Source organism: Arthrobacter sp., from assembly GCF_030540645.1.
Taxonomy (GTDB): Bacteria; Actinomycetota; Actinomycetes; order Actinomycetales; family Micrococcaceae; genus Specibacter.
Window position 1 is genome coordinate 1 of the sequence record NZ_JAUNVV010000112.1, and the last position, 8,295, is coordinate 8,295.

9 protein-coding genes are annotated in these 8,295 nt (G+C 60.8%); 5 read left to right on the forward strand and 4 right to left on the reverse strand.

Features of this window, described 5'->3' with window-relative positions:
- Positions 1-126: 126 nt before the first annotated feature.
- Entirely contained in the window at positions 127-573 is a 447-nt protein-coding gene (locus tag Q4P21_RS15140) for an LPXTG cell wall anchor domain-containing protein (protein ID WP_303389559.1), read from the forward strand.
- A 139-nt stretch (positions 574-712) separates the two neighbouring features.
- Here Q4P21_RS15140 and Q4P21_RS15145 read toward each other — a convergent pair whose 3' ends face one another.
- Entirely contained in the window at positions 713-1,630 is a 918-nt protein-coding gene (locus Q4P21_RS15145) for a 3-methyladenine DNA glycosylase (protein WP_303389560.1), read from the reverse strand.
- A 22-nt stretch (positions 1,631-1,652) separates the two neighbouring features.
- Complete coding sequence (locus Q4P21_RS15150; protein ID WP_303389561.1) at positions 1,653-2,141, reverse strand: MarR family winged helix-turn-helix transcriptional regulator; 489 nt, start codon at positions 2,139-2,141, stop codon at positions 1,653-1,655.
- A gap of 117 nt (positions 2,142-2,258) precedes the next feature.
- Here Q4P21_RS15150 and Q4P21_RS15155 point away from each other — a divergent pair, with 117 nt between their 5' ends.
- Both Q4P21_RS15155 and Q4P21_RS15160 read left to right on the forward strand, forming a co-directional pair.
- Entirely contained in the window at positions 2,259-2,483 is a 225-nt protein-coding gene (locus Q4P21_RS15155; protein WP_303389562.1) for a hypothetical protein, read from the forward strand.
- 93 nt (positions 2,484-2,576) lie between these two features.
- Entirely contained in the window at positions 2,577-2,807 is a 231-nt protein-coding gene (locus Q4P21_RS15160) for a hypothetical protein (protein ID WP_369598907.1), read from the forward strand.
- A 106-nt stretch (positions 2,808-2,913) separates the two neighbouring features.
- On the opposite strand, the gene Q4P21_RS15165 is transcribed toward Q4P21_RS15160, so the two are convergent.
- A complete protein-coding gene (locus Q4P21_RS15165) occupies positions 2,914-4,200 on the reverse strand; it encodes an aspartate kinase (protein WP_303389563.1) in 1,287 nt (428 codons plus the stop codon).
- Between the two features lie 324 nt (positions 4,201-4,524).
- On the opposite strand from Q4P21_RS15165, the gene Q4P21_RS15170 reads away from it, so the two are divergent.
- On the forward strand, positions 4,525-5,529 hold the full coding sequence (locus tag Q4P21_RS15170; RefSeq protein WP_303389564.1) for an ABC transporter ATP-binding protein: 1,005 nt from the start codon (positions 4,525-4,527) through the stop codon (positions 5,527-5,529).
- Positions 5,526-6,677 (forward strand): ABC transporter permease, encoded by a 1,152-nt coding sequence (locus Q4P21_RS15175; protein ID WP_303389565.1) that lies wholly within the window; start codon positions 5,526-5,528, stop codon positions 6,675-6,677. Before Q4P21_RS15170 ends, Q4P21_RS15175 begins: the two co-directional genes overlap by 4 nt.
- A gap of 81 nt (positions 6,678-6,758) precedes the next feature.
- On the opposite strand, the gene ilvD is transcribed toward Q4P21_RS15175, so the two are convergent.
- The coding region (gene ilvD, locus Q4P21_RS15180) for a dihydroxy-acid dehydratase (RefSeq protein WP_303389566.1) at positions 6,759-8,295 on the reverse strand (1,537 nt) is incomplete at its 5' end.

Here is an 8,295-nt window from a genome sequence, read left to right on the forward strand (position 1 = left end):
GCGAGCAGATCATCGTCGGCGTGAACGCATTCACCGACGGCAACGCCGACGACGGAGCAGACAGGCGAACCGACAACAACTCCAGCAGCTGACAAGGCCATAGGCGCCGTAAGCGTTGGGGAGTTGGTGGCGGGTCAGCCCTTGACCATCACCGGCGAAAACTTCAAGCCGGGAACCACTGCCACGTTCACACTGCACTCAGACCCTGTGGTTCTTGGCCGTGCAACTGTCGCAGCTGATGGGACGGTTTCCCTGACGGCAACAGTGCCTGCGAATGTTCCGGCTGGCCAGCACTCAGTGGTCATCTCGGGCACGGATGTTAGCGGTGAAGCGGTTGAGGTCAGCATCCAACTGACTGTGACCGCACCCGTCAGCTCTCCTGCAGCCACCACGCCGGAAACCAGTGCCTCCACCTCGGCGAGCACCACAGCATCGGCGAACACCCCGGCCGCTGGCGATCTGGCGAACACCGGCTTCAACATGGTGCCGCTTGGTCTGGCTGGCGCAGTGTTGGTCTTGTTGGGTGGATTGGTAGTCGTGCGCAGGGCATCCGTACGAGGCGCCCGCCACTAGGCCCCCCAACAACGCTCCTGCAGTTTTAGGGGTGAAATCGCAAACGCTCCCTCAGTTGCTGAGGGAGCGTTTCGCGTTCAAGGCCGGAAACGGCAGGAGCGTCGTGAGAAAGACCCCGGAAGGTGCGGGAGCGTCGGTATTAGGGGGCGGGGAGGGCTTCCACGGCTACCCGCAGGCGCTCTCGCAACACTGCTGCTTCCGCAGCAAATCCACGCTGGTACGCCACGTAGTCGGCCTTGCCAGCGGCCGTCTCGATGCGGATTGGCGGGTAGCCCCACTCGGCCAGGTCGTACGGCGATGCCTGCATGTCCATCGCCCTGACACGCCACGACAGCTCAAAGCAGTCCATCACCAGCTCGCTCGGCAGGGCGGGCGAGAGCTTGTACGCCCACTTGTACAGATCCATGTTCGCGTGCAGGCAGCCCGGCTGCTCCATCTCGCGCTGGTTCTCCCGCGTCGGTGCAAGCTCATTGAGCCCCGATGCCTGCGGAGTGTAAAAACGATACGCGTCAAAGTGCGAGCAGCGAATGCGGTTCTCCTCCACCACCGTGTCCGTACCCTCGGAGCCAAGCCGCAGCTGCAGGTATTCGTGCCGGACGGCATTGGCATCCTGCCTGTACACCATGGCCCATTCATGCAGCCCAAAACAACCAAACTGTGCCGGACGTGCAGCCGTGCGACCCAGAATGATCCGGGCAAAATCGATGGCATCCTTGCGCTGAACGACAAACTTTTCCAGATCAAGCACGACGGCGGGGCCCTCCCCGGGTGCACCGCTTGCCGTGCGCTCGCCGTCGTCGGCCGTGCGGTAGAACTTCCAATTCAGACGTTCGGCGGCAGCTGTGCCGGTGAGAACCACGCCGGGGCCCGGGTGCCAGCGGGCCAACTGTCCAGGCTTTTGCGTGTAGTAGGTGAAGAGGAAATCCTCCACGGGATGCTTTTGATTGCTAGAACGGCGGGCCAGGTACGGTTTGGCATAGCGGTTCACCCGGCTGTGGTGGGCCGCGGCACGTTCCTGCCACGCGCCGTCGGTCAGGGAATGCAAGGCCAAGGTCATAGGTTTAATTATCCGTCATCCCCTACATTGCCTCGTCCTCGACATCGGTGCCCATCGGAGCCGAAAGGTCATCGGCGTGGGTAGCTGCTTCGATCAAGGCCATCATGCGATGGTGCAGCGCCAGGGCGGTTTCCCGGTTCAGGCCGAGCCGGGCCATCATGGCGCCGGGGACCGAGAGCGCCTGCTCGCGCAGCGCCGCCCCAGTCTCGGTGAGGTCAACGGCGAGGGCGCGTTCGTCGGCAGTGTCCCGTTCGCGGCTGACATAGCCTAGGATTTCCAGCCGTTGCAGCAGCGGAGAGAGGGTGGCGGACTCCAGCAACAGGGTTTGACTCAGATCCTTCACTCGGCGGGGAGCGTGTTCCCACAGTGCCAGCATCACCAAATATTGGGGGTGGGTGAGGTGTAAGGCGGCGAGCACGGGTTTATAGGCGGCAATGACGCTTCTAGAGGCGACGGAAAGGCCAAAACAGAGCTGGCGTTCCAACAGCAGGTCATCCTCAGTGGTACTCATTGCCGTCCTCTGCAAAAATTAGTTAGTGGGCTAACTATCAGTGTACAGTGAGCGAAGTTGCCACAATCAACGTGCCTAAAAGCAACTTTTGGGTCCCAGCTGCAAGGAATGCCACCGATGCCCAAGACACCGTTCGTGCACAAACTGATGCGGTTCACCGGTCGGCTGCGTTTTATTTTCGGCCCTGCCGTCAGCAGTCCCCTTGACCATGAAATGACGAATGAGAACAAGGCGTTGCTTGTCTCCCAGCAAGCCGCCACAGAGCAATGGGTCACGGTTACCAGGGCAGACGGCAGCACCTACCTGGTGCCAAAAGACCCGAACGACAAGTCCCTACGTTAGAATTTCTGGCCGTCTCCACCCCGTGTCTTTAGTGAGGTTCAGGCGTAAGCTGAAGGCGTCCCAACCGCATTCACACGTGGAGAGGGGGTGTTGATGATGACAAGCGGAGATAAGTTCGTGGACAAGGTCATGCACGCTACCGACAAGTTCCAAAAGGTTTTTGGTCCCGCAGACCAAGGCGACGTGGATTCCCCGGTGGTGCATCGCCACGATGATTTCGAAGACAGCAGTGATGAACAGCTGACTCACTTTGAACAGCACACGGACTCAGACGGCCACCATTACGCTGAACGCAAGGACGAAGAAGTCGCGGAAGAGCGTTAGGAAGTACATCAAGAAATTCAGGGATTCTTGAAAGAGTTTTTAATGCCAAAACGGGTGCGTCCGGATTCTTGTTCCGGATGCACCCCTTATTGGGTAGGTGTGGGGACTAGCGGCCGGTGCCACCGTAAACAGTGGCTTCGTCTTCGCTGTCAAGGCCGAATACGTGGTGGACCGCACGCACTGCCGTGTCCAGCAGGTCTGCGCGCGTGACGACGGAGATGCGGATCTCGGAGGTGGAGATCAAATCGATATTCACCCCGGCGTCGGACAGGGCCTTGAAGAAGTTATAGGAGACGCCCGGGTTGGAGCGCATGCCTGCACCGATGAGGGAGAGCTTGCCGATCTTGTCATCGTAGATCAAGTCCTCAAAGCCAACCTCGTCCTGCTGAGCGCGCAGGGCTGCCAAAGCGTCTTCGCCCTCAACCATGGGAAGGGTGAAGGAGATGTCCGTCTTCCCGGAGCCGCGGGTTGAAATGTTCTGCACGATCATGTCGATGTTCGTGTGGGCGCCAGCAATGATGCCGAAGATCATGGCGGCCTTGCCGGGGATGTCGGGCACGCCGACAACGGTGACTTTGCCTTCGGACCGGTCGTGGGCCACGCCGGAGATGATTGGCTGCTCCAAGGCAACTCCCTCTGAGATCTTGATTTTGTCGTCGGGGCTGGGAAGGACCCAGGTCCCTTCATTGTCGGTGAATGAGGACCGCACATGGATGGGCAGTCCGAAACGCCGGGCGTATTCCACGCAGCGCAGGTGCAGGATCTTGGCCCCTGATGCAGCCATTTCCAGCATTTCCTCGCTGGAGATCTTGCTGATCTTCTGCGCGCTGGAGACAACGCGGGGATCAGCTGTGTAGACGCCGTCGACGTCGGTGTAGATTTCACAGACATCCGCATCCAGCGCTGCGGCCAGGGCAACAGCGGTGGTGTCGGAGCCGCCGCGGCCCATGGTGGTGATCTCATGGGTGGTGCGGCTCATGCCCTGGAAACCGGCCACGATGGCGATTTTGCCTTTATCGAGGGCGGTGCGGACGCGGTGCGGGTCAACATCAATGATGCGGGCCTTGCCGTGAATGCCGTCGGTGATCATGCCGGCCTGGCTACCAGTGAATGACTGCGCAACGCCGCCGTGTGTGCTGATGGCCATGGCCAGCAAGGCCATGGAAATACGCTCGCCGGCCGTCATGAGCATGTCCAACTCGCGTGCCGGAGGATGATCGGCAACCGAAGCGGCCAAGTCCAGCAGCTCGTCGGTGGTGTCGCCCATGGCCGAGACCACCACGACTACTTCATGGCCTGCCTGCTGGGTGCTGACGACCCGGCGGGCAACACGAAGAATGCCCTCGGCGTCCGACACGGAGGATCCGCCGTACTTTTGAACAATAAGGCTCATGGATGCACGCTCATTGATTTACCTATCGCAACACTGGGAGAAAAATTTTTGCTGCCACTCACGCCTGAGCCGCGCCACGGCGCTGGGCCAGTGCGGCATCATCAACGCGGAAGGCAGTTGAGCCAAGTTTAGCGTTAGCACGGGCTAACGCGGAATCGAGATATCCACATAGTGATACTCCATGGTCATGATGCGGTCATTGGGACGTGTGTTGAAGCTCCTGTGCTCGCAGTGGAAAGTCCGACGACGGGATGATGCCTTCGGTGCCTGCCCCACCTTAGGCTTGTCTTAACTCCGCATTTGCGGCCCACTGGGAGGGGAATCATGACGGAACCACCACCACCACAGCAGGATCTGCCTAACGCCGATGGTGCGCAGATGGCTGGCACTGATCGGGCTGATGCTGTGCCATTCAACGGTTTGAGGGCTACGGGGCTGTCCCGCAGCTTTGGTGAGATTCACGCCGTCGTCCATATGGACCTGCATGCGCCAGCCGGAGCGGTGACGGCACTGATCGGGCCCAATGGTTCCGGGAAGACCACGCTGTTGCTGATGCTAGCGTCGTTGTTGGCCCCGGATGTCGGCACCATCAGCGTCATGGGCATTGACCCCGTCAGCAACCCTGCGGCGGCGAGAGTCAAAATTGGGTGGATGCCGGATACCTTGGGTGTCTGGGAAGCGCTCACTGCCCGAGAAATCCTCAGCTTCATGGGCCGGTTTTACCAATTACCCAAGATGCAGATTCCCGCCCGGGTTGAGGAACTGCTGGAGCTGGTCAACCTGTCCTCGCTGGCTGATCAGAAAGCCAGGGTCCTTTCAAGAGGTCAGCAACAGCGGCTCAGTTTGGCCCGTGCGTTGATTCACGATCCTGAAGTGCTGCTGCTCGATGAGCCGGCCTCCGGGCTTGATCCGGGGTCACGGATAGCCCTGCGGAGGATCCTGCGGAAACTGGCAGCACAGGGGAAGGTAGTTGTGGTTTCCTCCCATGTGCTGGCTGAACTTGATGAAATTGCCGATGGAGCCGTGTTCGTCAGTCAAGGACGCTCGGTGCTGGCCCAATCCATGGACCAGGCTGCCGGGCAGGGGCGCAAGTATTCCATTGCAGCGCTTGATTCTGCCGTGTTGGCGGGGGCGCTGACGTCGTTGGGTGTGAGTTTTGAGATGGGGTCTGCTCGCCGCGATTCTGTGGTGGTGGGTGTGGGCTCGGAGCGGGAGGCAGCTTCCTTGCTGCAGGATTTGGTGGCAGCAGGAGTGGACGTGTGCGCCTTTGCCCCAGCCACGGGTGCCTGGGAGCAGACCTACATGAGCATGGAGGTGGAACAGCCATGAGCTTGACACAGTATTCCTCTGGTATTTCTGCCGTGGTGGGGATGGAACTGCGGCAGCGACTGCGTTCACGTGGCTGGTACATCATGCTGGCGATTTGGTTTGCGCTCATTTGGCTGGTGACGGCCTTGACCTGGATCAGCTGGAAGGCACAGTCCGGGTATGACTTTGATCCCGGATTTGGAAGAGTCGGCCCGGGACCGTTGATCTTCGAGGCCGTTTTGGCGTTTGTCCTACTCTTTGGCTTGTTGGTGGCGCCTGCGTTTTCGGCGAATGCCATCAGCGGCGATCGATCCGCCGGCACTCTGGCCATCATGCAGGTGACTTTGCTGCGGCCCGGGCAGCTCTTGTGGGGGAAGTTTCTTGCATCATGGATTGCGGCACTGGCATTTCTGGTAGTGAGCGTGCCGTTCTTGGTTTTCGGCATTGCACAAGGCGGCCTGGGCGTTGGCTACATAGTGGTTGGATTACTCATGCTGGCTTGTGAACTAGGTGTCGTATGTGCCCTGGGAGTTGGTATTTCCGCGCTGGCAAACCGTCCGCTTTTCTCCATCGTTGTCACCTATTTGACGGTAGCAGCGTTAACTTTTGGCACACTCATTGCGTTCGGACTAGGGATGATGCTCAGCAATGGGACCGTCGAGGCAAACCAGAGCTATTACAAAAACATGGAAATGTATCAAGGCCCGGAAGGACCGGATGCAGAATACCTGGACGGTGACATATACCCGGCACCACCCAAACCCAAGGACATCACGGATGAGAACAACGAGTACGCCTGCTATGGACCTCTGGTAGAACAACCCGCGCCCCACTCGGAGCGGGTGGCCTGGATGTTGGGCATGAATCCTTTTGTGGTGGTGGCCGATGCCATTCCGTACCCGGACCGAAACACTCCGGCACAGGCGAATTACACGAGCGGAATGTTCGAGATGATCAGCCAAAGCGCCCGTTACGTCCAAGCAGGTCCGGAAGCCACGTACCAGTGTGCCAACGGAAAGGTTGCTCCGCAGTATCTTTCCAAGGAAGCCCCGCTGTGGCCGCTGGGACTGGGATTGCAGTTGCTGGTAACTGCGGGCGTTCTGGCACTGTGCTGGCGGGCGTTGCGAACTCCGGCCGGGAAGCTCCCCAAGGGCACCCGGGTGGCCTGATCCACGCTGAACCGCCGCGAGATGCCACTTGTGGTACCCAAAAGCGAAGTTTGGGTACCACAAGTGGCATCTCGCGTGTAGTTACAGCAGGACAGGGACCGATGCCCGCGGTGCACTCATTAAGACGGCGTCTTCCGGGATCTGGCGGATGGCGCCCTTGTCTGCGCTGGTGGCCATGGAGGCGTACGCCCGCAAAGCGGCGGAGACTTCACGAACACGTCCGACTGGCTGGTAACCGGTGGTGGCCTCGAGCAGCTCGCGCCGTGTATCCAATGTTTCCTCGTCGACCAGCAGTTCCATGGACCGGTTGGGGATGTCGATCCGGATGCGGTCTCCGTCCTGCACCAGGGCGATGGTCCCGCCTGCGGCGGCCTCGGGGGAGACATGGCCAATGGACAGCCCGGACGTTCCGCCGGAGAAGCGGCCGTCAGTGATCAGCGCGCAGACCTTCCCCAGGCCCAAGCCCTTCAGGAACGAGGTGGGGTACAGCATCTCCTGCATGCCGGGGCCTCCGCGTGGGCCCTCGTAACGGATGACCACTACGTCACCGGCCTTCACTACCTTGCTCAGGATCTTTTCCACGGCTTCGTCCTGGGACTCGCACACTACGGCCGGTCCCTCAAACGTCCAGATGGACTCGTCCACGCCGGCGGTCTTCACCACGGCGCCGTCTAAGGCGATGTTGCCGCGCAGCACTCCGAGGCCGCCGTCCTTGGAGAAGGCGTGTTCCACATCGTGCAGACAGCCTTCCACGGGGTCGGTGTCCAGGGAGGTCCACTCGGCCGACTGGGAAAACGCAGTCGAAGAACGCTGGCCGCCGGGGGCCGCAGTCCACAGGGCCTTGGCCGCGTCGGTGGCCTTGCCGCCCCGGATGTCCCAGTCGTCAAGCCACCCTGTGAGGTCGTTCGAGTGGACGGAGTTGACGTTCGTGTGGAGCAGCCCGCCACGGTTGAGTTCCCCCAAAAGGGCGGGGATGCCGCCGGCGCGGTGTACGTCCTCCATATAGAACGTCTTGTCTCCGGCCACGTTCGGCGCCACCTTGGCCAGGCACGGCACTTGGCGGGACTTCGCGTCGATGTCCGCTAGGTCGTACTTGAGCCCCGCTTCCTGCGCTGCGGCGAGCAGGTGCAGGATGGTGTTGGTGGAACCGCCCATCGCGATGTCCAGGGCCATGGCGTTGTCGAACGCTTCAAAGCTGGCGATGGAACGTGGGAGCACGGAAGCGTCGTCGTCCTCGTAATAGCGCTTGGCAAGTGCGACGGCGGTGGCACCGGCACGCTCGTACAGTTCCTTGCGCGCGGTGTGGGTGGCGAGCAGCGAGCCGTTGCCGGGCAGGGACAGGCCGATGGCTTCGGTGAGGCAGTTCATCGAGTTGGCCGTGAACATACCGGAGCAGGAGCCGCAGGTGGGGCACGCGTTCGCCTCGATGAGGTCGATGTCCTCGTCGGAGATGGAATCATCGACAGCGTCGGAGATCGCGTTAACCAAATCCAGCGAGCGGATGGAGCCGTCGGTCAGGGTGACCCGGCCGGCTTCCATGGGGCCGCCGGAGACGAACACGGTGGGGATGTTCAGGCGCAGCGCGGCCATGAGCATGCCGGGGGTGATCTTGTCGCAG

Excerpts from the sequence above, each read along its gene's own strand:
- Q4P21_RS15145 (WP_303389560.1), bottom strand. The coding sequence starts at position 1,630 with ATGACCTTGGCCTTGCATTCCCTGACCGACGGCGCGTGGCAGGAACGT.
- Q4P21_RS15150 (WP_303389561.1), bottom strand. The coding sequence starts at position 2,141 with ATGAGTACCACTGAGGATGACCTGCTGTTGGAACGCCAGCTCTGTTTT.
- Q4P21_RS15155 (WP_303389562.1), top strand. The coding sequence starts at position 2,259 with ATGCCCAAGACACCGTTCGTGCACAAACTGATGCGGTTCACCGGTCGG.
- Q4P21_RS15160 (WP_369598907.1), top strand. The coding sequence starts at position 2,577 with ATGATGACAAGCGGAGATAAGTTCGTGGACAAGGTCATGCACGCTACC.
- Q4P21_RS15165 (WP_303389563.1), bottom strand. The coding sequence starts at position 4,200 with ATGAGCCTTATTGTTCAAAAGTACGGCGGATCCTCCGTGTCGGACGCC.
- Q4P21_RS15170 (WP_303389564.1), top strand. The coding sequence starts at position 4,525 with ATGACGGAACCACCACCACCACAGCAGGATCTGCCTAACGCCGATGGT.
- Q4P21_RS15175 (WP_303389565.1), top strand. The coding sequence starts at position 5,526 with ATGAGCTTGACACAGTATTCCTCTGGTATTTCTGCCGTGGTGGGGATG.